Annotated in this window: 31 protein-coding genes; 10 read left to right on the forward strand and 21 right to left on the reverse strand. The window is 42.5% G+C overall.

Annotated elements, in window-relative coordinates; translation table 11 throughout:
- Position 1: 1 nt before the first annotated feature.
- The 8 genes from ftsZ to mraZ form a co-directional block, all read right to left on the reverse strand.
- Positions 2-1,327: a cell division protein FtsZ gene (ftsZ, locus tag H0R92_RS07180; RefSeq protein ID WP_432962595.1), complete on the reverse strand. Its 1,326-nt coding sequence runs from the start codon at positions 1,325-1,327 to the stop codon at positions 2-4.
- A 96-nt stretch (positions 1,328-1,423) separates the two neighbouring features.
- Positions 1,424-2,683 (reverse strand): cell division protein FtsA, encoded by a 1,260-nt coding sequence (ftsA, locus tag H0R92_RS07185; RefSeq protein WP_432962596.1) that lies wholly within the window; start codon positions 2,681-2,683, stop codon positions 1,424-1,426.
- A 20-nt stretch (positions 2,684-2,703) separates the two neighbouring features.
- The gene (locus tag H0R92_RS07190; RefSeq protein ID WP_432962598.1) at positions 2,704-3,540 is read right to left on the reverse strand and encodes a cell division protein FtsQ/DivIB; all 837 of its coding nucleotides are present in this window, start codon (positions 3,538-3,540) and stop codon (positions 2,704-2,706) included.
- Positions 3,533-4,684, reverse strand: coding sequence for a peptidoglycan glycosyltransferase FtsW (locus H0R92_RS07195; protein ID WP_432962599.1), 1,152 nt, complete (start codon positions 4,682-4,684; stop codon positions 3,533-3,535). Before H0R92_RS07195 ends, H0R92_RS07190 begins: the two co-directional genes overlap by 8 nt.
- A complete protein-coding gene (locus H0R92_RS07200; protein ID WP_432962601.1) occupies positions 4,681-6,099 on the reverse strand; it encodes a UDP-N-acetylmuramoyl-tripeptide--D-alanyl-D-alanine ligase in 1,419 nt (472 codons plus the stop codon). The genes H0R92_RS07195 and H0R92_RS07200 overlap by 4 nt, the downstream gene beginning before the upstream one ends.
- The gene (locus tag H0R92_RS07205) at positions 6,089-6,415 is read right to left on the reverse strand and encodes a septum formation initiator family protein (protein WP_432962603.1); all 327 of its coding nucleotides are present in this window, start codon (positions 6,413-6,415) and stop codon (positions 6,089-6,091) included. The genes H0R92_RS07200 and H0R92_RS07205 overlap by 11 nt, the downstream gene beginning before the upstream one ends.
- Positions 6,416-6,469: 54 nt before the next feature.
- Positions 6,470-7,432 carry a 16S rRNA (cytosine(1402)-N(4))-methyltransferase RsmH gene (rsmH, locus tag H0R92_RS07210; protein ID WP_432962605.1) on the reverse strand — a complete coding sequence of 321 codons (963 nt, stop codon included), beginning with the start codon at positions 7,430-7,432 and terminating at the stop codon, positions 6,470-6,472.
- A 12-nt stretch (positions 7,433-7,444) separates the two neighbouring features.
- The gene (gene mraZ, locus H0R92_RS07215; protein WP_432962607.1) at positions 7,445-7,888 is read right to left on the reverse strand and encodes a division/cell wall cluster transcriptional repressor MraZ; all 444 of its coding nucleotides are present in this window, start codon (positions 7,886-7,888) and stop codon (positions 7,445-7,447) included.
- Between the two features lie 144 nt (positions 7,889-8,032).
- Here mraZ and H0R92_RS07220 point away from each other — a divergent pair, with 144 nt between their 5' ends.
- Positions 8,033-8,758, forward strand: a complete 726-nt coding sequence (locus tag H0R92_RS07220; RefSeq protein WP_432962609.1) for a hypothetical protein — start codon at positions 8,033-8,035, stop codon at positions 8,756-8,758.
- Positions 8,759-8,803: 45 nt separating this feature from the next.
- Here H0R92_RS07220 and H0R92_RS07225 read toward each other — a convergent pair whose 3' ends face one another.
- Together H0R92_RS07225 and H0R92_RS07230 are read right to left on the reverse strand one after the other, a co-directional pair.
- Positions 8,804-9,529 carry a flagellar filament outer layer protein FlaA gene (locus H0R92_RS07225; protein WP_432962611.1) on the reverse strand — a complete coding sequence of 242 codons (726 nt, stop codon included), beginning with the start codon at positions 9,527-9,529 and terminating at the stop codon, positions 8,804-8,806.
- Positions 9,529-10,278 carry a flagellar filament outer layer protein FlaA gene (locus H0R92_RS07230; RefSeq protein ID WP_432962613.1) on the reverse strand — a complete coding sequence of 250 codons (750 nt, stop codon included), beginning with the start codon at positions 10,276-10,278 and terminating at the stop codon, positions 9,529-9,531. Before H0R92_RS07230 ends, H0R92_RS07225 begins: the two co-directional genes overlap by 1 nt.
- A gap of 191 nt (positions 10,279-10,469) precedes the next feature.
- Between H0R92_RS07230 and H0R92_RS07235 the strand changes: the two genes are divergently transcribed.
- A complete protein-coding gene (locus H0R92_RS07235; RefSeq protein ID WP_432962615.1) occupies positions 10,470-11,471 on the forward strand; it encodes a class II fructose-bisphosphate aldolase in 1,002 nt (333 codons plus the stop codon).
- Positions 11,472-11,562: 91 nt separating this feature from the next.
- The gene (locus H0R92_RS07240; RefSeq protein WP_432962617.1) at positions 11,563-12,276 is read left to right on the forward strand and encodes a hypothetical protein; all 714 of its coding nucleotides are present in this window, start codon (positions 11,563-11,565) and stop codon (positions 12,274-12,276) included.
- Positions 12,277-12,335: 59 nt separating this feature from the next.
- On the opposite strand, the gene H0R92_RS07245 is transcribed toward H0R92_RS07240, so the two are convergent.
- The 10 genes from H0R92_RS07245 to H0R92_RS07290 form a co-directional block, all read right to left on the reverse strand.
- A complete protein-coding gene (locus H0R92_RS07245; protein ID WP_432962618.1) occupies positions 12,336-13,085 on the reverse strand; it encodes an ABC transporter ATP-binding protein in 750 nt (249 codons plus the stop codon).
- Positions 13,085-13,690 (reverse strand): hypothetical protein, encoded by a 606-nt coding sequence (locus H0R92_RS07250; RefSeq protein WP_432962620.1) that lies wholly within the window; start codon positions 13,688-13,690, stop codon positions 13,085-13,087. The genes H0R92_RS07245 and H0R92_RS07250 overlap by 1 nt, the downstream gene beginning before the upstream one ends.
- Positions 13,653-15,431 carry a hypothetical protein gene (locus H0R92_RS07255; protein ID WP_432962622.1) on the reverse strand — a complete coding sequence of 593 codons (1,779 nt, stop codon included), beginning with the start codon at positions 15,429-15,431 and terminating at the stop codon, positions 13,653-13,655. The genes H0R92_RS07250 and H0R92_RS07255 overlap by 38 nt, the downstream gene beginning before the upstream one ends.
- Positions 15,432-15,445: 14 nt before the next feature.
- Positions 15,446-15,931, reverse strand: coding sequence for a helix-turn-helix domain-containing protein (locus tag H0R92_RS07260; protein WP_432962624.1), 486 nt, complete (start codon positions 15,929-15,931; stop codon positions 15,446-15,448).
- A 113-nt stretch (positions 15,932-16,044) separates the two neighbouring features.
- Positions 16,045-16,704: a hypothetical protein gene (locus H0R92_RS07265; RefSeq protein WP_432962626.1), complete on the reverse strand. Its 660-nt coding sequence runs from the start codon at positions 16,702-16,704 to the stop codon at positions 16,045-16,047.
- A gap of 99 nt (positions 16,705-16,803) precedes the next feature.
- Positions 16,804-18,075, reverse strand: a complete 1,272-nt coding sequence (locus H0R92_RS07270; RefSeq protein ID WP_432962628.1) for a TRAP transporter large permease — start codon at positions 18,073-18,075, stop codon at positions 16,804-16,806.
- Positions 18,072-18,563 carry a TRAP transporter small permease gene (locus H0R92_RS07275; RefSeq protein ID WP_432962630.1) on the reverse strand — a complete coding sequence of 164 codons (492 nt, stop codon included), beginning with the start codon at positions 18,561-18,563 and terminating at the stop codon, positions 18,072-18,074. The genes H0R92_RS07270 and H0R92_RS07275 overlap by 4 nt, the downstream gene beginning before the upstream one ends.
- A gap of 80 nt (positions 18,564-18,643) precedes the next feature.
- Positions 18,644-19,645, reverse strand: a complete 1,002-nt coding sequence (locus tag H0R92_RS07280) for a TRAP transporter substrate-binding protein (protein ID WP_432962632.1) — start codon at positions 19,643-19,645, stop codon at positions 18,644-18,646.
- 16 nt (positions 19,646-19,661) lie between these two features.
- On the reverse strand, positions 19,662-20,549 hold the full coding sequence (locus tag H0R92_RS07285; protein WP_432962633.1) for a dihydrodipicolinate synthase family protein: 888 nt from the start codon (positions 20,547-20,549) through the stop codon (positions 19,662-19,664).
- Positions 20,543-21,373 (reverse strand): SDR family oxidoreductase, encoded by an 831-nt coding sequence (locus H0R92_RS07290; RefSeq protein ID WP_432962635.1) that lies wholly within the window; start codon positions 21,371-21,373, stop codon positions 20,543-20,545. The genes H0R92_RS07285 and H0R92_RS07290 overlap by 7 nt, the downstream gene beginning before the upstream one ends.
- Before the next feature lie 178 nt (positions 21,374-21,551).
- Here H0R92_RS07290 and H0R92_RS07295 point away from each other — a divergent pair, with 178 nt between their 5' ends.
- The 7 genes from H0R92_RS07295 (at position 21,552) to H0R92_RS07325 (ending at position 24,825) form a co-directional block, all read left to right on the forward strand.
- On the forward strand, positions 21,552-22,274 hold the full coding sequence (locus H0R92_RS07295; protein ID WP_432962637.1) for a FadR/GntR family transcriptional regulator: 723 nt from the start codon (positions 21,552-21,554) through the stop codon (positions 22,272-22,274).
- A gap of 154 nt (positions 22,275-22,428) precedes the next feature.
- Positions 22,429-22,953: a translation initiation factor IF-3 gene (gene infC / locus H0R92_RS07300; protein WP_432962639.1), complete on the forward strand. Its 525-nt coding sequence runs from the start codon at positions 22,429-22,431 to the stop codon at positions 22,951-22,953.
- Between the two features lie 14 nt (positions 22,954-22,967).
- A complete protein-coding gene (gene rpmI, locus H0R92_RS07305; RefSeq protein WP_432962641.1) occupies positions 22,968-23,168 on the forward strand; it encodes a 50S ribosomal protein L35 in 201 nt (66 codons plus the stop codon).
- A gap of 75 nt (positions 23,169-23,243) precedes the next feature.
- Complete coding sequence (gene rplT / locus H0R92_RS07310) at positions 23,244-23,603, forward strand: 50S ribosomal protein L20 (protein WP_432962643.1); 360 nt, start codon at positions 23,244-23,246, stop codon at positions 23,601-23,603.
- 3 nt (positions 23,604-23,606) lie between these two features.
- Entirely contained in the window at positions 23,607-24,014 is a 408-nt protein-coding gene (gene zapB / locus H0R92_RS07315; RefSeq protein WP_432962645.1) for a cell division protein ZapB, read from the forward strand.
- Positions 24,014-24,325 (forward strand): cell division protein ZapA, encoded by a 312-nt coding sequence (locus tag H0R92_RS07320; RefSeq protein WP_432962647.1) that lies wholly within the window; start codon positions 24,014-24,016, stop codon positions 24,323-24,325. Before zapB ends, H0R92_RS07320 begins: the two co-directional genes overlap by 1 nt.
- A complete protein-coding gene (locus H0R92_RS07325) occupies positions 24,325-24,825 on the forward strand; it encodes a YaiI/YqxD family protein (protein ID WP_432962649.1) in 501 nt (166 codons plus the stop codon). Before H0R92_RS07320 ends, H0R92_RS07325 begins: the two co-directional genes overlap by 1 nt.
- On the opposite strand, the gene H0R92_RS07330 is transcribed toward H0R92_RS07325, so the two are convergent.
- On the reverse strand, positions 24,788-26,026 hold the full coding sequence (locus tag H0R92_RS07330; RefSeq protein WP_432962651.1) for a GAF and HD-GYP domain-containing protein: 1,239 nt from the start codon (positions 26,024-26,026) through the stop codon (positions 24,788-24,790). The two genes, H0R92_RS07325 and H0R92_RS07330, sit on opposite strands and share 38 nt — an antisense overlap.
- Between the last annotated feature and the right edge of the window lie 62 nt (positions 26,027-26,088).

Genomic DNA, 26,088 nt, shown 5'->3' on the forward strand with positions numbered 1-26,088 from the left:
CTTAATCGTTATCCAAGCTGATACGGTTTGTACGCAGACAAGCCGGTATTTCGATATTCGTTTTATCTTTAGGGTTGCCGAACAATCCCCCGGAAGCGGACACGGAGGTTTTTTGCGTTTTTTCCGCAGGCGGCGTTTCGGCAGAACGCTGAGCATACCTATCCGAACCGCTTTTTTGAGTATGTGCGAACGGTGAAGCCGAAAAAGCGGATACGGAGGAATCGAATCGTTTGGTTGTGTCGAAAGAAGAAGCAGGTTTTGAACCGTGTCCTATCGTTTCCCATTGACTGTACGACACCAAATTATCGTCATCGGAGGATTTACTGCGGGCAAAAATATCCGCCGATGCCGATACGGACTTTTTTTCGTCGGGAAATTCGGTTGCAATTACGGTTACGACAATCTTGTCGCCCATTTCAGGATCTACCGATTGACCGTAAATTATAAATACTTCCGGGTCGGCCGTTTCCGTAACGGTTGCAACAATTTCGTCCGTTTCGGTCAAAGACAGTCTTTCTCCGCAGGAAATATGTATTAAAATATTTTTGGCGCCTTCTATATGAGAATCTTCCAAAAGCGGATTGTTTATAGCTTCGGTAGCGGCGGTTACGGCCCCGGATTCTCCTTCGCCCTTGCCTATACCCAAGATAGCATCCCCTTTTCCCTTCATAATGGTTTTTACATCCGCAAAATCGATATTTACGACCCCCGAACGGGTTATAAGGTCGGAAATCCCCTGCACACCCTGACGCAGTACATCATCGGCAACTAAAAAAGCTTCCGTTACCGGAGTTGATTTTTCTACAATATTTAAGAGATTTTGATTGGGAATAACGATAAGGGTATCGACATGTTCGTGCAGTTTACTTATTCCGTCTTCAGCTAAACGCATTTTAACGCGGCCTTCAAAATGGAAGGGTTTGGTAACGACTCCGACAGTCAAAATACCCTGTTCTTTTGCCGCCTGTGCAATAATCGGAGCGGCACCGGTTCCCGTACCGCCGCCCATACCGGCTGTAACAAAAACCATGTCCGCACCCTTTAGTGCATTTATAATAACTTCTTTATCTTCTTGCGCGGCTTTTTCGCCTATTTCGGGATTTCCCCCGGCACCCAAACCGCCGGTCAATTTAGCTCCTATTCCGATTTTTACCGGCGCGTGAGAATCTCCGAGTGCTTGTAAATCGGTATTAGCTACAATGAATTCGACATTTTTTATACCCGCATCAATCATGCGATTAACGGCATTCGAGCCGCCGCCGCCTACACCTATAACCTTAATAACAGTCGGATTAACGCTTTTTTCATTTATTACAGAAAATTCCATAGATAACTCCCGCCCCGGTTTTCCCACCCCGGATAAAACTTATAATCAGTTTATACCAGTTTACAATACATTTCAATATATTGCGGCACAAACCGTCTAAAAAAACTCGCGAAACCACTCGCCTATAACACGTAAAACCGATCCCTGTGTGCTATGCGAACGGTGTGTTCCCTGCCGTATTGAAGCGTCGGCTTTTTTTTCTTTCATTGCAATCGTATTGCTTACCAAAAGGCCGGTTACCGTCGCAAATTCGGGCGAACGGTATATTTCCACCGGTCCTCCGTAATTTCCCGGCTGTGCAATCCGTATGTTTTCCGTTTTAAATTCTTTTGCCGCCAATTCGGCTATACCGCTCATCAATGCGCCGCCGCCGGCAAGAACAACGCTGCCGCTGAGTCTTTGTTTTTTTACTTGTTCCGGCAGTTTTTGTCTTACCATTGCAAATATTTCTTCAATACGCGGTTGTATGATTTTGCATATGTCAAGACGGGAAAGCACTTGCGGCGGATTTCCCCCGATACCGGGAATAATCACTTCATCGTCTTCACTTACAAGGCCTTCCCAACAGCAGCCCGATGTTTTTTTTAATTTTTCGGCCGTATCCAAAGATATACCGCGTACCAACGCGATATCGTTACTCACCAGATTCCCGCCGACAGGAATCGAAACGGCACACAAAGGCGAACCTTCGGCCAACACAAGTACATCGGTAGTACCGCCGCCCAAATCGATAACAATGGAACCGAGTTCTTTTTCTTCTTCGCTTACGACGGCTTGAGCCGAAGCCAGCGTTTTAAGCATAACATTGTCTACCGTATAGCCGGCACGCGATACGCAGCGTAAAAGATTTTCGGTTGACGTACGCGAAGAAGTAATAATACATACCTCCGACTCCAAGCGTACGCCGAGCATATTCAGCGGATCCTTTATGCCGCCCTGTCCGTCTACAATGTACGAACGGGGAATAACATGTAAAATATGGCGGTCGAGCGGAATATTTACGGCACGGGAGGCTTCCAGTACCCGTTCTATATCTTCGCCGTTTATTTCCCGGCTGCTTTTACTTTTTGCCGTAACGGCGACAAGTCCCTTGGAAGTAAGACTTTCGATTTGTGAGCCGCCGACAGCCGTTATACACGACTGCACTTCGCGGCCGGCCATCATTTCCGCAGCTTCAAAAGCCGCTTTAATGGACGTCATCGTAGATTCAATGTTGACTATAAGACCTGCGCGCAATCCCGTTGAGGGTGCCGTTCCTACACCCGTTATAAGAAGAGAACCGTCTTCGGAATATTCTCCGATTACTGCCCGCAGATTGCTTGTTCCTATATCAAGTCCTACTATAATATCGCTCACCGATTCCTCCGTCCCATACTTTAAGAGTGTAATTTATACGATACGGCCCCATAACGTAAATCGAGTTCGGCAACATTCGGCTTTATGACTTTTATCATTTCCAAAACCAGCATCATAGACTGCAATGCGCTTTCGCATAGATTACGGTCGGTTAAAACACGAACTTTGGAGTGCAAAGGATATAAAGCCAGTTCGTAGTTACCGTATTCTTTCGGCAGCACTTTTATTTCCGACAAAGCCGAAAAATAAGCCGGATTGTCGGCTTGGATAAGCGCAATTTGATCCAGCAAAGAACGGAATTTCGGGTCAAGGCGCATTCCGTCAAAAGAAGAGTCCAATTCCAAGCCGCTTATCAGCGGAACCGAAGAGCCGGGTATCGTACCTTCGGTTTTGAATAGTACACCATTTTTATCAATTTGAACAGGGCTTGTTTTTCCGTTTATTTCGGCAAAGGTTACGGCAACGGGTACTCGTTCCTTTATCGTAATAAATACTTGGTCCGGAAAACGTTTTTCAACCGATACGCTTTCGACGACGCTGTGCGATGCGATACGCGCCGCCGCAACTGCAGTATCAAAGCCGAGCCATTGGGTTCCGCAGTATAACGAAAGTTCGCGTCCCAATTCGGCGGCTTGCAAGCTTTGTAAGCCGTTGAAGGTAACGCGTACTTGTGAAGTTGCGGGAATAACAACAAGATACAACAAACCTTCCAAAACAAGAACGCCGGTGAGTAAAAATACCAATATTTTAAGTACCTTTGTTTTCGGTTTTGCCGTTTTTTTAACATCCTGCATTTCGGTTTTTTCCGCAAAAGAAGAATAAACGCCTAATCCGGAATATACATAATTGTCACTCATACACAGCTCCGATATCTTCCGCATTTTTGTAACGGGATATGTTTATTAAGATTCCGCACAAGCAAAGCGTTATTAACATTGAAGACCCTCCCGATGAAAAAAACGGTAAGGGGATTCCGGTCGCGGGCAATGCACCGCTTACAACGGCAATATTAATAAGCGATTGTAAAACGATAATAAGAGCACAACCGAATGCACAAAGGCTGCGGAATCGGTCGGTGCATTTAAAAGCTATGGAAAAAGCTTTCCATGCAAAAAAAGATAAAAGACACAAATAAATAATAACTCCCACAAGCCCCATCGCTTCGGCCCATCCTGCAAAAATAAAGTCGGCTTGCACTTCCGGAATAGCATTAATCCGCTGAACGCCGCCGATACCCTGCCCCCAAAAGCCTCCGGCACTGACAGCCCTCCGTGAAACCCGTATTTGGTAGTTCAAACCGTTTATATCCAATTCGGGCTTTAAAAAGGCAATAACGCGATTTGCACGATAGGGTTCGTCAAAAATAAATAAAACGCTTATACATGCCGTAAGCAAAATAAAAATCATAAACCAATGTATTTTTATACCGACGATAAAAAACATACAAAGGGCGGTTATCAGTATAAAAACCGCAGTTGAAAAATCGTCTTGTAAAAAAACGATAAGTACAAATGCAAAAACGCCGACTGCGGCAGGATATAAAGAAACCGAAGGATTATCCAAACGATCGTGTTTTTTTGCAAACAAATTCGATAAAAATAAAACAACCGCAAGTTTTGCCGCTTCCGAAGGCTGAAAGGTTACAAAAAACGGTACACGGATCCAACGGCTTGCACCGTTTCTCTTTATACCGATCCCCGGTATAAACGGAAAAAAACAAAGTACAAAAACGGCTATAACGATAAAGGGCAGCAGTTTCCGTACTATATCCAAATCTATCCATGAAAGCATAAAAAGAAAAACCAAACCGACAGCAATACCTATTGCCTGCCGTTTAACAAAATAAAGCGGATTATTAAAAATACGTGTGGCATAATCCGTTGATGTAATGTATAAGGTTACCAATCCCAAACCGAGTAAAATGACGATACACGCAATAAATCCGACATCGTAACGTGAATTGACAACGGGTTTTTGGGGAAATACGGAATAGCGGCTCATACGGCACCTCTTTCGTTTTGTTGAAAAATCGGAACCATACATTCCAAGCCCATACCGCGCGACGCTTTTATAAGGATAAAGGCCCCCGCATGTACCGCTTTTTTCAGTAGAGAATTACATTGCATAATAGAGGCGGTATCGGGAATGCAAAAAATCTTTTTACCGCCGGTATATGCGCTTTGTTCAAAAGCGGTGCCGAGTGCATGTCCTGCAAAAACAATTACATGTGCATCGGACTCTAAAGCTTTACCTACCAGCTCGGCATGAGCCTTGGATTCTTCATCTCCCAATTCAAACATATCTCCGAGGATAAGTACCTTTTGCCCCTGCCAATGTACCGAATTAAAAAAATTAAGAGCCGCACGCATGGAATCGGGATTTGCATTGTACGCATCCTGAACAAGGGTTACCTCTCCTTCCAAAATCTGCATCCTGCCCGATAAGGGTTTAAGACTTTCCAAGCCGGCTTTAATTTTTTCGGCGCTTATGCCGAAATGCCGTGCAACCGAAACCGCCGCCGCCGCATTCATTACATTGTGCATTCCGCACAGCGGAAAACGGATTTTTACCCCCTCATACAGGAATTCGCTTCCTTTAATTCCCAAATCTTTTATATGTTCCAAGCCGGATTCACCGTTAATTCCGAAAACAAAGATACTGCCTTTAACGTTGCGCATTAAAAAATCTTTATAAGGCTCATCGGCACACACAAACCCCACGGACTGCTCCGTAAAATTTGAAAAAATATGTTTTTTTTCTTCAGCTATTTTATCTTTTGTGCCGAGAATACCGATATGGGCGGCTCCGATGTTTGTAATAACCGCAGTTTGAGGAAAAAGCACATCGGCCAACTCTTTAATTTCTCCGACACGGTTCATCCCCATTTCAAAAACCGCAGCTTTATGGTGCGCTCGTATATTAAACACGGACAGCGGCAATCCCGTTTCCGAATTTAAATTCCCTTCATTTACCGCAGTCGGATATGCTTGAGAAAGTATAGCCGCAATACATTCTTTTACCGTCGTTTTTCCGCTCGATCCGGTAACGCCTATTTTTTTAAGCTTCGGAAAATGAGAAACATAGCAAGCGGCAAGCTTTTGGAATGCCCGCAGCGTATCTTCCACCAATACTACACACACATTTTCTTTTGAAAGCCGTGTAAAAAGCGCTGAAAATTCCGCAACCGAAGAACGCAAAGCAATGACAACCGAAGCTCCCCGTTCGGCCGCTTTATCTATATATGCGTGACCGTCGCATGTATTTCCCTTAAGAGCTACAAATAAACCGTTTTTTTGTACCTGCCGGCTGTCAATGCTCACCGAATCGAAATAACAAATATCCGTATGTGCATCAAACAGTGTACCGCCGGTTGAATCGAGGATTTCGGTAATTGTAAGCAAGGATTTATCTTGCATCCGTATGTCCCGCCTTTTTGTCCGTCAAACGCTTGATTTGTACCCGATCTATTTCTTCCGAAGAAGCTTGATGCATCCCCAATTCTTCAACCGCAATTTTTTCGATACGTGCGGAAGAAGACAAAAGTCCGATATCGCTGATAAGCTGTTTATTGCTTTCTATCAAATCGCTTTGTTTTTTTTCAAGATTTTTCAATTGATTTTCAAGCTGTACATAGCGGTATCCCTGTAAACTTTGTAGAGCAAGCAGTCCCGGTATGCATAGGGCAATGAGAATAAAAACAATATCTTTACAAATCGGTTTTGCGTTTTTCATATTACCTTCTTGTTTATTATCGGTTTTTTTTGCTTTAAACATTCGGCAGCCCTCTTACAATTTGCGAAGCACACGCAGTTTTGCGCTGCGCGACGGCGAGTTTTCGGAAACTTCCCGTATATCGGGTACTACCGGCTTTCGGGTAAGCACAGCCGCCCGCGGTTTTCCCGAACAAGTACATATGCTCTGCTCCGGCGGACACACACAGGTTTTTGAACAGGATTTAAAATAATTTTTTACTATCCTGTCTTCCGCCGAATGAAAGGTTATAACCCCCATTTTTCCGCCGGGATTTAAAACGGTAAACGCTTTATCCAAAACATATGCCACGCGCTCCAGTTCTTTATTAACCGCTATGCGCAAAGCTTGGAACGTTTTTGTTGCAGGATGTATTGCGCCGTGACGGTAGCCTGCAGGTACGGCACGGTAAATACATTCGGCCAATTGTTTTGCCGATGTAAACGGCGATGTGCGCCGATGTTCTTCTATCGCGCGTGCAATACGTCTGCTGTAGCGCTCGTCGGCAAAATTAAAAAAAATATCGGCAAGTTCTTCGGCACGCAGTTTGTTGACTAAATCCGCGGCGGTTTTTCCGCTTAAAGGATTAAGACGCATATCGAGCGGTTCATCGCTACGAAATGAAAACCCCCTGCCCGAACATTCATAATGGAATACCGATATACCCAAGTCGAACAAGATAAGATCCGGTTTCGGCAGCGAAGACGGATAATCGGTATAAAAGTCGGTAAACCATCCGTTAAAAAACGATATGCGCTCGCCGAAACCGGCCAAACGACTTCGGGCGCGCTTTTGAATTTCCGCATCCGCATCCAAACCTATAATATGCAAAGACGGAAATTTATTTAAAAATGCGTATGAATGCCCTCCTTCGCCGAGCGTGGAATCGATCATAAAACCGCCGTTTTTATAATTCTCAGCTTCGGGAGAAAGATATTCTAAGGTTTGCCTAAGCAACACCGGAGTATGTATGTACGTTTGAATCGATTCCCCACCCATATACAATTCCGTTTACAAATGAATACCGTTTAAGCCTTCAGCAGCTTGCCGGAACGACGCATCGGTTTCGTTCAAATATTGTGCATAACGCTCGGCGTCCCACAATTCCATATATTTATTTACACCCATAATAACGCATTCTTTTACCAAGCCCGCATGTTCACGCAAACTGTGCGGAATGGATAAGCGGCCGGCTTTGTCGAATTCGACTTCCTGTGCGGGAGCAATTAAACGCCGGAGTACAAGACGCGAATCTTTGTTAAAAGGCGACGTTTGTTCCATCAGTTTTTCTGAAAAATTCTTCCATTCGGTCGGGGTATACAGCCATAAGCATCCGTCAAGCCCCTGAGTTATCATGAGAATATTTTCAGTTAAAACAGTACGCAATTTAGCCGGAAAAAGGATACGGCCTTTTTCATCCAAGGTATTGCGGTACTCTCCTGTTAACAACTCCATTCCACTAATTACCACATTTATCCACTTTCTACCACTTTTATACATTTTAACGTAAAAAAACCTAATGTCAACGTATAAATAATAAAAAAATGGGAAAACGGCATCCATCTTTACATTTTAATTATACAGATGTATAGTATATTCATGATAAATACGTACAACGAGTCGAGCTTACATAAAAAATTAAAAAAAGCGGCGGCACAAAAATATAAAGGTAAAATCGAAGAACATATAGATCCGTATATTTGCGATGTCGTTGCCGAAGACGGTACGGTTATAGAAATTCAAACGGCAAGTTTTAAAAACGTGCAAAACAAGCTGTCGGACTTACTCAACACCCGTTCGGTACATCTTATATACCCGCTTGCGGTTCAAACCTATATTGAATATTACGATGAAGACGGTTTGGCGTCGCGGCGAAAAAGTCCCAAAAAACGCTGCATGTACAACATCTTTGACGAATTGACGGGGATTTGGCCTATCTTACTCAATAAGAATTTTCGGCTTGAAGTTATCGAGGCAATTGTCGTAAAAAAACGTAAAAAAACCGTCCTGCCCGTTCAATCTTTAAATAACAGGCGGCGGTATAAAAAAGCTTGGTACGGCTTTGACACCGATATCGAACAAATACTCGGAAGCACTTTGTTTTGCAGCGGCCGCGATTACTTGCATGTATTGCCGGAAAACTTACCCGAAAACTTTTCTTCAAAGGATGTTTTATTGCACAGCCGATATAAGTTTTTAAACATACGGCACATAAACGCAATGCTGTGGACTTTACACAAAACGGAACTTATAGAGCGTACCGGCAAAAAAGGAAACAAGTACATATACCGCATAAAAAAAACACGGATACGCATCCCTGTTTAAAATAAAAAAAGGCAGCCCGTAAGGCTGCCTTTTTTGGCGAAAGGTTTACCAATTATCCATCATATCAAAAGGATCGTGGTTTTCAAACGCATACATATCGCTGATGGCACGCAAATCGTCGAAGTAAATATAGTAGGTTCCGAAAGCAACTTCAGGATCGCAGTCAACGCGGAAACCGACAACCGAAAGACCGGGGCGGCTGCTAAAATAAGCGCTGTCCTGTACGATACCGCGCTTTCCGTCGGGAGAAGGAGGAACGGCGACAACCATTTGTTTCCAACCCGTAAAAGAAAGAGAACCCATGTACAATTCAAAATTATTGCCGAAAAAATCCCGCACAAGGAGGGTTAAGGTATGATTTTGATTACGTCCGGCAACCCATACGGAAACGGTTTTGGCAACACCGTCTATAGCCAGAGGCTGGGAGGGCGTGATAAAAAAAGAATTGATACCGCGGCGGAAAAATTCGACTTTTACGCCGTAGGTGCGCTTATCGGGCAACTCTTCGCTGCCGGCAGCCGCTATGGGCGACTTCGCTTCCGGATCGGGTCCGCCTTCAAAAAAGCGGCCGGTAATAATACCGTAATCGGGCGACATTTTTACGTTCCAAGAACCTTCGCGTTCAAAAAGGTCTATCGACACTTCGCGAAGGGCAAAATTAGCCGAATCCGCCCCTAAAATGGTAGGATCGGGAGCTGCCAAATCTTTGTTTTGGGCAAACACAAAGCCCGCCGTGCAAACGGCCAATAACAGTACAATCAGTTTTTTCATCAGTTTGCTCCCCCGCTTACAGTATTAAAATCAACATCTTTTAAATTAAATCCGTCGAAAATATTCGACAGCGTATTTGACGCATATCTGACTTGATCAAAATAAATCATAAAGTCATCGACATATTCTTTCGGATCGGTACGGATTCTAAAGCCGACAAACATCATTTGTTTCGGTCCGGAGCGGAACCGTGAAACTTGGGGAATCCATCCGGGAACGTTTACAATAACGTTTCTCCATCCGTTAAAAGTTAAATTGACGGCAGGCAGTACATGAACGCGGCCGTTGGCATCGCGGACAAGAACGTCAAGATAATATAAATAATTTGCACCCCATACCCAAAAATCGATTTGGTTTACGTTTCCTTTAAAAGGAACTTCATAGGGCTGCATTTCTCCGTTTTCATCTTTTTTTTGGGGAAATATTTCAAACCAGTTATTACCCTTCCGTTGAAATTTAATTTGAACGCCGAGTACTTGCGGATCCGGATCCCCTTCGACTCTATATAACTGCAAAGAATTGGGCATTCCGGGAACATATCCCATCTTCGGATATATCTCATTTTTTTCTTCATTGACATATACCGACTTGCTCGCTTGAATACCCCATGACCAATCCACATTTTCAGGCACGTCAAAGTTATCGATTAAAATAGTCTCAACGCTTTTTGTATTCGGCTGGGCGGACAGCGGCAGACAGATACAAAACGCAAGTATAAGACTTACACAGACCAAACCGTAATGTTTCATCCAAAACTCCTTTTCTCATTATCATATAAGAAAGAAAACACTCATATACAAATATATCGGTATAATTATATTTCTTCAACATATCTTTGTCAATCTTTGTTTTATTGTTTTAGCGGTTTTATAGCCCTTCTTATTGATTATTTTTTAAAAAGGGCGTACTATTGTTTTATAATCAATGACAAGGAGCTTTTATGGTCAGTTATAAGGATTTGGGTTTGGTTAATACAAAAAAGATGTTTGCCAAAGCCGTTAAAGGCGGATATGCGATTCCCGCATATAACTTCAATAACATGGAACAATTGCAGGCAATTATTCAAGCTTGTGTGGAAACGAACTCGCCCGTTATCTTGCAGGTTTCTTCCGGTGCGCGCAAATATGCAAACCAAACCCTGCTTCGCTATATGGCACAGGGGGCGGTCGCATATGCAAAAGAATTGGGCTGCAAAAAACCGCAAATCGCCCTTCACTTGGATCACGGCGATTCGTTTGAATTGTGCAAATCCTGTATTCAAATGGGATTTTCTTCCATTATGATTGACGGCTCTTCCCTTCCCTACGAAGAAAACATCAAATTGACAAAAAAAGTATGCGATTACGCTCACAAACAAAAAGATTACGTAACCGTTGAAGGCGAACTGGGCGTTTTGGCCGGCGTTGAAGACGATGTTTCGGCCGAAGAAAGCCATTACACAAAGCCCGAAGAAGTGCAGGACTTTGTAAAAAGAACCGGCGTCGATTCTTTGGCTATTTCCATCGGCACAAGCCACGGCCGCCAAAAATTCAAACCCGAACAGTGCACAAAAAATGCGGACGGAATTTTGATTCCCCCGCCTTTAGCCTTCGATATCTTAAAAGAAATAGAAAAAAAACTGCCCGGCTTCCCGATTGTACTGCACGGTTCTTCTTCCGTTCCCGTCGAATACGTTAAAGAAATCGAAAAATACGGCGGAAAGCTTAAAGATTCGGTCGGTATTCCCGAAGATCAATTGCGCAAAGCCGCAAAATCGGCTGTATGCAAAATCAATATCGACTCGGACGGACGCCTTGCAATGACGGCGGCTATCCGCAAAGTGTTTGCCGAAAGCCCCAGCGAATTCGACCCGAGAAAGTACCTCGGCCCCGCACGCGACGAGCTGAAAAAAATGTACATTCATAAAAACAAAAAGGTACTCGGCTCTGCAGACCAGCTCTAAGATTTTGAGAGCTTGATTGTATAGGGGGCAGTCTAAAAAGCAAGCGGTTTTTTAGACTGCCCGTTTTTATTTATATGCATAAGGATCCTATATGAAAATCAAACGTTTTTTTATGCTTTTCGCCTCGTTATCGCTTTGTGTTTGTATGCTCAATGCGGAACAACCCGCCGAACAAAACCAAGCGCCCGCAGATGAAAAAAATATCCTTTTTGCGGAGGAAGTGTACGGCACCTTTTTAATGCATTACTTTGAAACAAAGGATTCAAGAATCACAGACATAACGGTTGCCTATTTTAACACACAAAATGAAATAAAAGAGAGTATGCATACACTGCTTATCGGTTTTTACTGCGAACTATTTAAAGACAGCATTTTAAAAGAGGCAATTTTGGAGGGCATCGCTTCTTTGGAAAAAGACAGCATTACCGATTTTTTTTACCGCATTGCCGCCCTCGATTACGAACAAGTATGCAATCAGGCCCCCGTCCTGCCGGATACAAACGATATGTATTGGGCTTCCTACTTTGCAAGCGGCGACGAAAAGTATTTGGACTATATATTCCAAGCCGCACTCCGCTTCCAAGACGACTTGAGTACTCCCGAACTTTTTTTGACCGGCCAAACGGCACTGTGGTCGCTTGCTTCAAATGCACGCCAATTCGATTCGGTGCGCACGTATATCGATTCAAAACGTTCCGTTCATAAAAAAACGGCCGACTATATATTATATACCGACCCGGAAGATATAAAAACGGCTATAATACGCATCATTGCATCACAACGGGAAAAGGGACTGTGGCCGTAAAAGCCGTATGTTTTTGCGTTTTGCGAAAAGCGCTTACTTTTGAGGCCGCCTTTTTTATTTTAAAAAAGAGAAAGTGCCCACTGTGAAACGGTCTTTTTGCGCTCGGCAAAAGAAAGTTCGCCCTCGAGCTTTAACATACCCGTAAGGCTTCCGTCCGCCAAACACACAACCTTATCCGCATAAGCGGCGATTCCCGCGTCGTGGGTAACAAGTAAAATGCCGGTTCCGCTTTTATGAACGGCTGTGATTATTTCCATAACTTTTTCCGCCGCGCGGGAATTGAGGGCTCCGGTCGGTTCGTCGACAAATAAAACGGACGGATTATTTATCAACGAGCGGCATATACATCCGCGCTGCAATTCCCCGCCGGAAAGACAATCGACCGGCTTTAAAGCAAGATGATGTATCCCCGTTTTTTCCATAAGCATTTTTGCACGCTTGTTTATTGCGCCGCGTGTTTCTTTTTTTAAAATAGAGGCGGGTAAAACTATATTGTCGAATAAACACAGGCTGTCCAGCAGGGCCGTTTTTTGAAACACAAAACCTGTTTTTTCCAAACGCATTGCCGACAGCTGTTTGTCGGTTAATCCGGCAATGTTTTTTCCGTCAATATATACATCTCCGCAAGACGGTTTATCCATACCGCTTATTATGTGTAAAAATGTCGATTTTCCGGCCCCCGAAGGTCCCATTACGGCAACAAATTCCCCTCGTTGTAATTCAAAATCAATACCGTTTAATACGGTACTTTTTACTGCGGAATTGTTAAACTCTTTATATAGGTTTCGAGCTTTTAATACGGTATTCATTACAGCCTCCCCCGTGCTTTTAAATTAATTTTATTGTGCAGGCCGTATACTGCACCCGATACGGCAAAGACCGTCAAAGTAAACAAAAACGGAAAATACATAAACGTATGCAGGCCGCTTACAATAAGTTCAAAGCGGGCCAAGCCGGTAAACGTGAAAAGCGATGCCGTTAAAGCGCTTCCCGTTCCCGCACATATACAAGAGGCGGCCGCCGCTGCAGGCAGTATAATCAAAGCCGTGCATACGCTTTGATAAGCAAAAAGCCTTTTACAATCAAAGCCGATTATCCGCAATAAGGCAAACGAAGAGCCTTCGCCGATACATATCAGTTCGGTGAATAAAATCGTCAATACGCACACAAGTACGAACATTGTGATAATCAGCACATCAAGGGCAGCGGCTATTTGAGCGGTCATTCCTCCGGTCATGCGGTGTATCCGTTCTTGTGCCGTTAAACCGCTTAAAAAGGGGTAACGGTTTTGCAAAAAAGCAATGTATGAAGTTTTATCGAGGTTTTTGTCCGATACAAAGGCAATCACCTCATAGCTCACCCTTTTATCCTTTACTTCAAAATTGTCGGGCAATAATATAAGTTCTCCCTGCATATGCTTGATTGACTGCGGTAATAAGATATTTTTCCGATATGCCGTCTATTTCGAGCAGTACGGTATCGCCGATTTTTTTATTGTAGCGCTGTAAAAGAACGGATGTTAAAGCAATTTCATTAGGCTTTGACGGAGGTTGTCCGTTTATAAATCGAAAGGTGCTTGTAGAAGCGGCTGATTTAAGAGCGGTAATTCCCGCAGAGCGTCCTGCCGCATCCGTTATGTTTACTTCCTTATAAAAATCGATACCGAGTACAACCCTCTCTTTATTTTCTGCCAGAATTTCGTTATAGGAGTTCACTTTTTTTATAAGATTATCCCTTATATGATCCTGTACGGAAATATCCGTATAAATATCCGCAACGGTTAAGCCCGAATAAGATATAAATCCGTCGCTTATAAGCGTATTTTTTAAATTGACGGCAATTAACATAAATGAAAATACCAGCGTAAGTGCCATTATATATTTTCCCCGGCTTTTCATCTTGGCAATAAACGTATTCAGGGCAAGAACGACACAGGGATGTATATTCTGCGTATGCAGCCTTACGCAAACAAAAGCCCCTGTCTTTTTACCCTTATTCGGCTGCTTCATTTCAATCGGCGTCATATGCTTGATTTTATTCATTTGCATATAGGTAAAACACATAAACACAAGCCATATACTCGCAGACAATATAAAAGAAAGCATAAGGATGTTTAAAAAATTGTATATAACAATATTTTTGCCGAGATACCTCAGCGCAAGGGCGGCTAATAACCGGTTTCCGGCATATCCGAACAGGCAGCCCATAAAGCCGATAAACGCATATTTTACCGCATACAGTTTTTTTACGGCATAAGCGCTAAATCCTGTTGCTCTCATTAAAGCGATTTGCTCGTATTCGTCATGCAGGGTCGTTATAACCGAATATTTTTGTATAAAAAAGCACATTAATCCGACAAAAAGAGAGGCACATAAAAATACTACGGCAATAATTCCGTTTGACGAGCGATAAATTTGATAAAGCAAAATTTTGTCGATATAAAACAACTGGGAAAAACCGGCGGCCGAGTAATCGGATAAGAGGTTGGTAAGATAATTGTCGTTTTCCAAAAAGAAATTAACAATGGTATTATGCTTTGCACGGGGATTTTTAAGTAAAACATCGAGATCGGCTGTATGTACCAAAATTCTTTTTGTGGAAATATATTCGCTTCCGAATAAGGCATCTTTAAATACATACTGAATAAAAAAACGGTGTTCCGCTCCGCCTGCGCTTATCGTAACAAAATCTCCCTCCTTTGTACCGGTTAATTCCGCTATGTACAAAGGAATTGCGATTTTTCCCCGTTCCGGTTCCGCAGCGGGATTGCCGGCAATCGGACAAACAAGATTATAGGATGCATTGTATTCGGTAAAAAAAACGGACACCGATTCGCTCAATTTTTTCCCCTGTGCGCCGAAACGAATCGATTGAGGTTCTAAAGAACAGGCATTTTGAACGGTTACGCTTTTTATATAATCGTACTTTGCACCTAAGCGCCTCAATTTTACAGTGTCGTCCGTTTTATGGGTTTTCCACATAACAACCGAAGCGATATTGCTTTTTTCGACAAAGCGCTTTACGCAAACCGTCGATATATAATATATTTCGATACTCGTTAAAAATAAAACCGACGATATACACAGCAAAATGATAAGTATAAGGCTTTGAGCTTTTTTCTTTTTTAAAGTTCCTTTTAATAATCGTAGATACATCTATATAGGCCTGTTTACTTTTTATGCTTATGTAAAGCAATAACAACAATAATCGAAACGGCGGTTGCAATCATTGCAAAAAACGGCAGCATATGCATTTTTCGAACAATGACGGCAAAGGCGAATACGGCCATATAAATTGCAGCTGTAACAAAAAAATACAAAAGAAATGATACAAATCCGCTTTTTTTTACCGGCGGCACAAAGCCGGATTTGCAGTCAGCGGCGGCAGCCGTTTTTTTATTATCCGATATGTGCAAAACGTTTTGATTTTGTGCGGTTTTGTTTTCAGAGTCCCCGTTTTCCGTATCCTCTACAAGATAATCGATACTTACTTTAAAGGTTTTACTCAATTCGATTAAGCGTTCAAGTTCCGGCAGCGATTCACCCGATTCCCACTTGGACACCGACTGCCGGGAAACTCCGATTGTATCGGCCAATTGTTCTTGAGATAAGCCCGTTTTTTTTCGTAAATCGAATATTTTTTGTGCCAAATTCATCTATATGCACCCTCCATATATAAAAATTATACACGGTATAAAAGATGCGGACAAGCAAGCCGGCTTTTCATTTTGTCAACCGGCGGTTGCATTATGATGAATTCGAAGCTTTTTCAGCTGCGCCTTAAAATCTTTTTTGCGAATACCGCAAAGGTGCAGTATACAAGGGCGGCAGGCAATATCGTCCAAATCGGAAGATTTAAAAGGTGCATAACATCTACGGCGGGCGGAATAATAAGAACACAGAGGGTAACGGATACGGGAAAAATAAAGGGCTTTACCCTATCCTTTGCGGAAATGGCGGACGGAGTGCAAAAAGCAAAGTCTTCGGCAGTCTTGTGTAAAAGGAGGGCGGTATTTTTAATACCTATAACCATAGCGGTATATATGAGGGGTTTTACAAACAATAGATACCAGTCGAACACCTCGTTACGGTGAATAACACGCGCAGGCATATACACCGCATAAAAGCCGGCGAACACAAAATAAAGGGAAAGCAAAATTTTGTCATGCTTTTTAGTAAAAATCAGATAAAAAGCGGTACAAAACAAACAAGGCAGCACAACTTCAAAAAAAAGATAAAATGCGTAATTCGGGAAAAATGCATAACGTATAAGGTAATAGGAAGAAGTAAACATACATTCGACAAATGAGTAAAGAGCACCCAGTACCAAACCCGTTAAAACCGATGCATAGGGAGCGGCAGCCTCGTCGCTTTTTGTCAGGGTATATACCAAGCTTAAGGGGAGCGCTAAAATCATAAACAATTTCATAAGAACAGATTATACCCGAAAAAAAGGAAAATGCAAGGGCGTGAATACCGGCACCGCAGCCGAAAAAACTGCGGTACTGTAATATATATCCTTAACCGGTTATTCACCCAATATGAGATTCGGCAGCCATGTAATCAAGGGCTCACAATAAATACAAAGAAAAAGGACAAAAACAAGCGGAATAAGAAAGGGAACAATCGCTTTATACAATCTTTCCAACCGTATTTTTGCAATATCGCTTGTTATAAACAAGCATACGCCGAACGGAGGCGTTACCTGCCCTATCATTAAATTAAGAACAACGATGACGCCGAAATATACCAAATCGAATTGCAGCCTTTGAGCAATCGGCAAAAGTACGGGAAGCATAAGTGTAAGAATTGCACCCGGTTCCATAAACATTCCCAATATCAGTAAAACAATATTTATCGTAAAAACGACAATGCGGGGATTCGAATTGATGCCGAGAATAAAATCGGCAAGTTGTCCGGAAATACCCTCTTTTACCATAACATAGGTAAACAAAGTTGATGTTCCTATTATAAGCAACGTGTTTGCAGAAGTTATTGCACTGTCCAAAACGCATTTAATAAATGCTTTAAAATCGAGCGTGCGATATACAAGGCCGGCTATTACCAATGCGTATATAACGGCGACACAGGAAGCTTCCGTGGGAGTAAACCAGCCTGCCGCAAAACCGCTTAAAATAATCAAAGGTGTTACAATAGACAATACGGAATTTAAAAACTCAATGCCGAGTTTCTTTAAGTTGAAGCGTTCTCTCGGATATCCTTTTTTCAATGCTATTATAAAGGTTAACAGCATCATCGATACAACCATCAAAAGAGCCGGAACGACACCGCCGACAAAAAGTTTTGAAACACTGACACTTGCTATGGAGCCGTAAATTATCAGCGGTATGGACGGCGGGAAAATAGGTCCTACTACCGAGGAAGCGGAAGTTACAGCTGCCGAAAAATCCTTGTCATAGCCCTTCGATGTCATTGCTTCCATTTCGATGGTACCTAAACCGCCCGCATCGGCGGCGGCACTGCCCGACATACCGGCAAAAATCAAGCTTGCTACGATATTGGCGTGAGCCAATCCGCCCGGAATCCATCCTACAAGAGCATTTGCAAAATTAAAAATCCGTTCGGTAAGCTTTCCCGCATTCATTAAATTCCCCGCCAATATAAACAAGGGTATGGCGATAAGCAAAAAGGAATCTATACCGAATACCATTTTTTGCCCTATAACCAATAAGGGGTATCCGAGCCATAAACAACCGATAACGGCACTGGCACCAATGGAAATACTTATAGGAATACCGATTAATAAAAAAAGTACAAATACTATAAAAAAGATTATCATTTTGCCGCCGCCTTTGCCTTACATTGTCTTTCGAGTATATTATATAGAGCTTTTAATACAAAAAACGCTCCGCTTACCGCAAGCGGTAAAAATTGCCACATTTTGGAAAAACCGGGCATAGAAGAATAAAATTCGGTTATAACAAAAGGATACAATCCGCAAAAAGCGATAATCATAACAAAACCCAAGGCCAAAACAACAATGTGCCGTATATACCAAAAGAGATTTTGTAAAAAGCCTGTCGTGCGGCTGTAAACTATATCCAAAGATATAAGCGCGTCTTTATCATATAAAACCGTAATTCCCAAAAATGCCATCCACAAAAACAAAAGACCGGCCAATTCCGTCATACCGCGAAAAGACTTATTAAAAACATTTCTGATTATAAGCTCATTGAGCATAATCATAACAATACCGCAAACCGTTAAAACCAGCAAAACGGATGCACATTTCACAAATGCATCTAAAATTTTTTTATATATTTTCATGTATACCGTACCGAATCGTAAATAAAAAATAGGGTGCTGTCTAAAAAACCGACTTTTTAGACAACACCCTCGTTACACAATTACTTTACCAACTGGTCGATAATCGATTGATTATACCAGCTTTCATTAGCATACCGTTTATAATAATCTTTACCGCCCAATTTATTCTTAAAGCTTTGAATATCGGGATTCGTATTAAAAACAACGCCGGCTTTTTTCAGCGTTTCCGTTGCAGTAACATTATCCTCGGCAATAGTATCAAACGAATATTTTGCCGCAATCACCGCTTGTTCTTTTAATATTTTTTGCTGGTCCGCAGTTAAAGATTTCCATTTTTTTTGATTGACTGCCATAGTACAGCCCATCCACATATAGTTGATAAAGCTGTAGTGTTTAATATCGTCATATGTGGCATTGGCGACAAGGTGATATGTTGCGTTATCTTGTGCTTCGGCAGTACCGTTTGAAAGCGCTATGGCCAATTCATTTAAAGCAAGTGCAACAGGAGTGGAACCGAGTGCCGACCATACGTCAAGATACATTTTGCTTGTGGGAACGCGAATTTTCAAACCTTTAACGTCTTCAACCGTGTGCACAGGTTTTTTTGTCGTCGCTATGTGACGCATACCGTTATCGCCTTCGGCAAGATATACCAAACCTACGGAAGGAAGATCGGCAAAGATTTGTTCGCCGATTTTTCCGTTAACTTTTTTATATGCATCTTCGGCACCGGTAAACAAAAACGGAAGATCCAAAATTTTTGCTTTATCGTAAAAGCTGGTAAAACCCGACGTACCGGCAAAAATAATATCGATTGTTCCCAAACGAGTCGATTGTAAAGCTTCCGCGTCGTTTCCCAACTCGCCGCTGGAATGGACTTCCAAAACAATGCTGCCGTCCGACGCTTTGTTCACCAATTCCGCATATTTTACAATTGTTTTTGTCGGTACCGATGTAGCATTTCCCGGAGAATACACAACTAGCTTAACCTTTTTTTCGCCCGTAGACTCTTTTGCTCCGTTTGCAAACAGTACAACCCCGATACTTACAGCAGCTAAAAGCGCTATAACCGTTTTTTTCATATATTACCTCCATAAATTATAATATATCCGCAATAGCATCCATTGCCGAACTTATATGTTGCTTTTGTTTTACAGTCAGCGCGGCAAAGGGTTTACGGCATTGTCCTACATCGAATCCCTGCAAAAAAAGCGCGTATTTTGTTGCGGGAAACACGGAAGCATTTACAAAAACCTGTATTACATCGTTCAGTCTGCGCTGTAGAGCATATGCTTCTTCGTTTTTACCCGCTAAAAATGCCCGGCGAATCTTTAAATGCAGTTTCGGACATACATTCGCCATCGTTCCTATTGTCGCCGTTGCTCCGGCGGCAAGTGCGCTTACATAGATTTCATCAAATCCGTTTATCAGCGTTTTTTCCGGATAGGCTTTACCTATGCGCTCCAAATCATAGAGATTCATTGAGGTATGCTTTATACCCGAAATTCGTCCGTTTTTAAGCAAAGGATTTTCCGCAGTAAACGAAATACCGGTAAACTGCGGAATGTTATAGACAATAAGATCAATACCGATTGCTTTAAGAATATCGATATAATACCGATTGATTTCATCCTGTGAATAATGATAGTAAATGGGCGGAATGGCGGATACCGCACATACGCCCGCTTTTTCCGCATGCTGTGCCAAATCTACCGCGTTTCGGGTACTCAAAGCCCCTATATGAGCGACAACGGGAACTTGACCGCTTACCTCCGATAACACAATTTCCGCAATTTTTTTACGCTCATCATTTGAAAGCAAAAGCCCTTCTCCGGAAGAACCGCAGCAATAAAAGCCTTCCACCCCCTTATCGAGCTGATGTTTTATTATTTTACAAAGCATAGCGGTATCGAGTTCACCGCTTTTATCGTAAGGTGTGATAAGAGCGGAATATAAGCCTGAGCGAAGGAATTCCGTTTTTACCATGCCGTCCAGCCCCCATCCATCACGAGGTTTGCCCCCGTCATATATTTTGAGGCATCCGAGGCAAGAAAAATAAGGGCACCGTTATATTCATCCGCCTGCGCCATTCGGCCTATCGGCATACGGTTACAATAATTTTTTTGAAATTCTTTATCTTGAGTGTCGCGATACACGCCTGAAGGGGTGAATGTATTTACTCTAATTCCCTGTTTTCCCCAATATGTGGCACAATAACGTGTAAGATTATAAATACCGCTTTTTGCAGCCGAGTAGGCAACGGGTTTAATAAAGGCGATACCGGTTTTTTCTTTTTTATACGCATAAATATCCTGAACGGGACTTACCATGCCGTAAATCGAACCGATATTTATAATCGAACCGCCTTTTTTGGCACGTACCATACGTTTACCGACAGCCTGCGTCATAAGAAAGGTACCTATGAGATTTACATTTACAACTTCACGGAAAATTTCTTCGGGAAAATCTTCAAAAGGCCCCGATACTTCAGGCGGCGCACTGGGCTGTGTATCGATTCCCGCGTTGTTTATAAGCACATCGGGGGTTCCCCACTTTGCTTCGAGTTTATCAAGAAATGCATTTATTTCGCTTTTATTTTGAATATCCGCCGCATATGCCGTAATAGAATCGCTTTCGGCAAGTTCCGCACCGAGTACTTTTTTAATACGCTCTTGGCTTACCGTTCGGGCAACAACCGCAACTTTCGAACCGCGCCGGTGAAATTCCTTTACGAATTCCGCACCGATTTGACCGAGCCCCCCGGTAACAACCACTATTTTTTCGGAAACATCAAACAAGGGATCTTTCATTTTTTTTACTCCTCTATCATATAACCTAAAATAATATAAGCTAAAACATAACCGAACACTTTTTGTCTGACAGTCTTACAACAATATTCTAGCACAGTTTAAAAAAATGTCAAGAAAAAACGTAAACGATTAAACAATGAGCTAATAATTGACAAAGAACCGATTGTGTTATAGTCTGATGTCGGACAACATGAAAACGATAACACGTATTCCGGTTACCTCGCAAATAGTAGACGCCATCAAAGAAGCCGTCAAAGAAGGGCAATTTCCCGTCGGTGAAAAACTGCCTGCGGAACTTTCGCTGTGCAAAATGATGAATGTAAGCCGCTCTTCGGTACGGGAAGCACTCTATCAACTTCAAGCACAGGGGTATGTAGAATTAAAACCCGGAAAAGGTGCCTTTGTACGCAGCGGTTCTCCCGATGACAACCACGAAGCAATACGGCAATGGTTTATTTCGAGCGCACCGAATCTTGAAGAATATATGGAAGTACGGTTTGCAATAGACCCCCTCGCCGCTTCTCTTGCAGCCGAAAAAGGTACGGACAAAGAAATACAGCAACTTTCGTACATACACGTGCAATTTGTTGAAGCAAATAAAGAACAGGCTATTCCCCGGCTTGTATCCCTCGACGAGCAATTCCATACTCAAATTTTGGAAATGACGCATAATAAATTGCTTAAACAAATCAGCGAATTGCTGTTAAAGGAATTAAAACAATACCGCATGATGTCCATTTCGGCAAAAAAAAATTCGGACAATACAATTACCGAGCATTATGCGATTTTACAGGCAATCCGCGAGCGCAACAAGGACAAAGCTCAAAAAGCCATGATTTTTCATTTAGACAAAGCACGCGAAGGAATCAATGCGGTTATCCACGATAAAAAAGAACTGTAAAATGCGGTATACATCAATACAAATTCTACAAATGTAAACACGGCACTACTGGACAATAAAGTTTATTTTGTGATATAATAAAGCTTATGCTTTAGACTATCCTGTTTTTTGGAACTCGATTCGGGGAGTGTAAAAAAAACGGGAAGGAGGATCGTTGGCGGAAATAAAAGAAAAAGGGTTGCGGATTAACACACAAATCCGTGTACGTGAAGTACGGCTTATAGACAGCGAGGGCGGACAGCAGGGTATCGTTCCCACTATTCAAGCACTCGAAATGGCGAAAGAGCAAAATCTTGACTTGGTTGAAGTTGCTCCTACGGCAAACCCGCCGGTATGTAAAATACTGGATTACGGCAAGTATCGTTTTGAAATGGAAAAAAAGCTCCGTGATTCCAAGAAAAAACAAAAACTGCTGAAAATGAAAGAAATCCGTATGCAGCCGAAAATCGGCTCGGGCGATTTGGACTTTAAGTCGAAGCATATACAAGAGTTCCTGAATGAAGGAAACAAGGTAAAGGTAACCGTCCGTTTTAAAGGACGCGAACTTGCCCATACGGAATTGGGTCTTGTTGTTTTACAGGAAGTCCTTAAACGGCTTGACGATTATGCAGTGGAAAAACAGCCGGCTATGGAAGGCCGCTTTATGTCCATGACCTTGAATCCGAAAGCCAAAAAATAACGAGGTAGAACAGTATGCCAAAGATGAAATCAAAACGCAGCGCAGCAAAGCGTATGTCTTTTACCGGAAGCGGCAAAGTAAAGTACAAAAAAATGAACCTTCGCCATATTTTGACAAAAAAGGCGCAAAAGCGGAAGCGGCAGCTCCGCAGTTCGGGTATTTTAAGCAGTGCCGACTCGGCAAAGGTCCGAAAGCAGCTTTTACCCTACGGCTGAAAAATCAAGACATACGATACATGACGTGATTGTCACTATCGAATCTTGATGTAATTTTTTTATAGGAGAAATACAATGTCAAGAGCAATAGACGGTTCAAAAAGGCTTAACCGCCGCAAAAAGATTTTGAAACTTGCAAAAGGTTTCCGCGGACGCCGAAGTACAAACTTTAAGGCGGCAAAGGATGCCGTAACCCAAGCATTAGCCGATTCCTATGTAGGACGAAGAGATAAAAAAGGCACTATGCGTTCTTTGTGGATAAGCAGACTTAATGCTGCCGTCAGAAGCGAGGGAATGACTTATTCGCGCTTTATTGAAGGTTTGACAAAAGCAAACGTAATTATCAACCGTAAAGCTTTATCCAATATGGCAATTGAAGATCCGGAAGCCTTTAAAGCCGTTGTCGCAACCGCAAAAAAAGCTGCCGGAGTATAATACATGATATCCCTGAATCAAATTCAGCTCCTGGAACAAAAAGTAGAAAGCGTTTTGCAGCTGGTTTCACAGTTGCAAAACGAAAAATCGGATCTTGAAAATCAAAATGCCGATTTGAAAATGCAGCTGCAAAAAATTACCGCAAAATACGAGCATTTTGAACAAGACGGAGCGAAAATCGAGCAGGGAATTTTAAGCGTGCTGAACCGCCTCAATGATATGGAAGATGCGGTTCAGCTCGTATTGGACAAAGAACCCAGTCCGACTTCAAATATAAAAACCGCAAATACCCCCGAAGATGCCGCAATACCTTCCGATACCGGCGCGGCAAAACAAACGGAAATATCGGATCAGTACGAAGCGGAAAAACCGCCGCTAAAACCTGTAGGTGAGCAATTGGATATATTCTGATGGGAACTTTAAATATCAATATATTGGGAACTTCATTCAGCATCCAGGCAAAGGAAGACGACCGATATCTTGAAAACTTATTAGCCCGTTATAAAACGCTTACTTCCCACATCGAAAATGCATCGGGATTAAAAGATAATTTAAAAATAGCTATTATGGCAGGTATCAGTCTTTGCGACGAATTGCATCGCACAAAATATCACAATAAAAAAAATGCAATACAGCAAAGCACGGTTGACGATACGGAATCGGCCGAAGCAGAAAGAATTACTTTAAAGCTGATAGAAAATATTGACAGGATTTTACAATAATGCAAGCTTTTACTGTTTGGGTCGATGCGGATTCCTGTCCGATCGGTGTACGGGATATGATTATACGCTTTGCCCAAAGACTTAAAATTCCTACGGTTTTTACTGCGAACCGTCCCATTCCCCTAAATACCCGCTGTTCGTTTATACGGATGACCGTATCGGAAACGACTCCCGATGCGGCGGATAATTATATCGTCGAACATTGCAGTCCGGCCGATATAGCCGTAACGAGAGACATTCCCCTCGCCTCTCGGCTCATCGATAAGGGTATAAGGGTACTGAATGACCGCGGAACGGTATATACCCGAGAAAACATCGGGGAACGCCTTTCGCTGCGCAATTTTAATTTGGAACTCTATGAAAACGGTTTGGCAGGAGAAAAAACAAGCAGTTTCGGTAAAAAAGAATTGAATTTATTTGCCAACAGTTTTGACAAAGAACTGCAAAAAAAAATAAAAGAGCTTAGGTTTCAGGCCACGCAGCCTTTATCGAACGAATAATAGGCTGAATTTCCAAAAAAGCTTTTACAATTTCCGGGTCAAACTGTTTTCCCGCCTGCGAAGATATTTCTTCAAGCACATGTTCGTCATCCCAAGCTTCTTTATATACACGCTTTGACGAAAGCGCATCAAAGACATCCGCCAAAGCTACAATGCGTGCCGCCAAAGGGATTTCTTCACCGGCCATCGGAGAGCGCCCTATAAAAGAACCTATATTCTCAAGCGTCACCTTCGACATATCGATGTGCCCCGGATAGCCGGTACCGTCCCAGCGCTCATGGTGATGTAAAGAAACATCAAAGGCCATTGCATCCAAGGGCGATTCAATCGAAGAAAAAAACATAGCTCCGATAACCGTATGCGCTTTTATCATATTGTATTCTTCCGGTGTAAAAATACGCGGCAGTTTTAAAATACTGTCGGATATTCCTACCTTTCCCACATCATGGAGCATTGCCGCAATTTTTAATTTATCCCTGAATTTATGGGCTTCTTCCGAAGGAATTTTACGGTGAAATGCCCAGCGGTCATAAATTTCAACCGCATAACTCGATACCCGGTTTACATGGGGACCGGTTTCCTTCGGATCGCGTAAACCTGCCATGCTGATCATGCGCATAACCATTGCACGGGTTAATTTTGCCCATTCCAAAGCTTGAACGGCAGCAGTTGCAAAGTGCTGCACAAACATTACATCTTCTTCATTAAAAGGGATAATAACACTGCCCTCGCTGCGTCTGTTTATTATCTGTAAAACACCTAAATTTTCTTTTGTCCGGGTAATAAGGGGTACCGTCAATACCGATTTACTGCGGTAGCCGGTAAGTAAATCCGGTTGTTTATTGAATTTATAGGGTTTATCGTCGGGAATACGGTATACGTCCGGAATATTAAGTGTCGTACCCGTTAAAACACTGTATCCTGAAATGGAACCCTCGTTTACTTGAAATGTAAAGGAAGCGAACGGAACTTTTTGGCCGGATTCAAGCTGCTTTTCCAGTGTTTCGTTTTGGGCGCATTTTATTGTAAGCATGTTTTTTTCATGAATATAGATGGAACCGGCATCGGCATTGGTAATGCGGCGGACTTCGAAAAGAAGTTTTTCCAGTAAAATATCCATATCTTGAATTTCATTTAAGAGACGCGCCGATTCGATGCTTTGTTTTAATTTTTGTTCCGACAACTTTTGCGAATAGGACATAATCACCAAATCCAAATATAAAAAAATACCATGCGGAAACCGCTTCTAGTGTACAAAACACT

Origin of the sequence: Treponema sp. OMZ 840 (genome assembly GCF_050937815.1) — a bacterium.
Classification (GTDB): domain Bacteria; phylum Spirochaetota; class Spirochaetia; order Treponematales; family Treponemataceae; genus Treponema_C.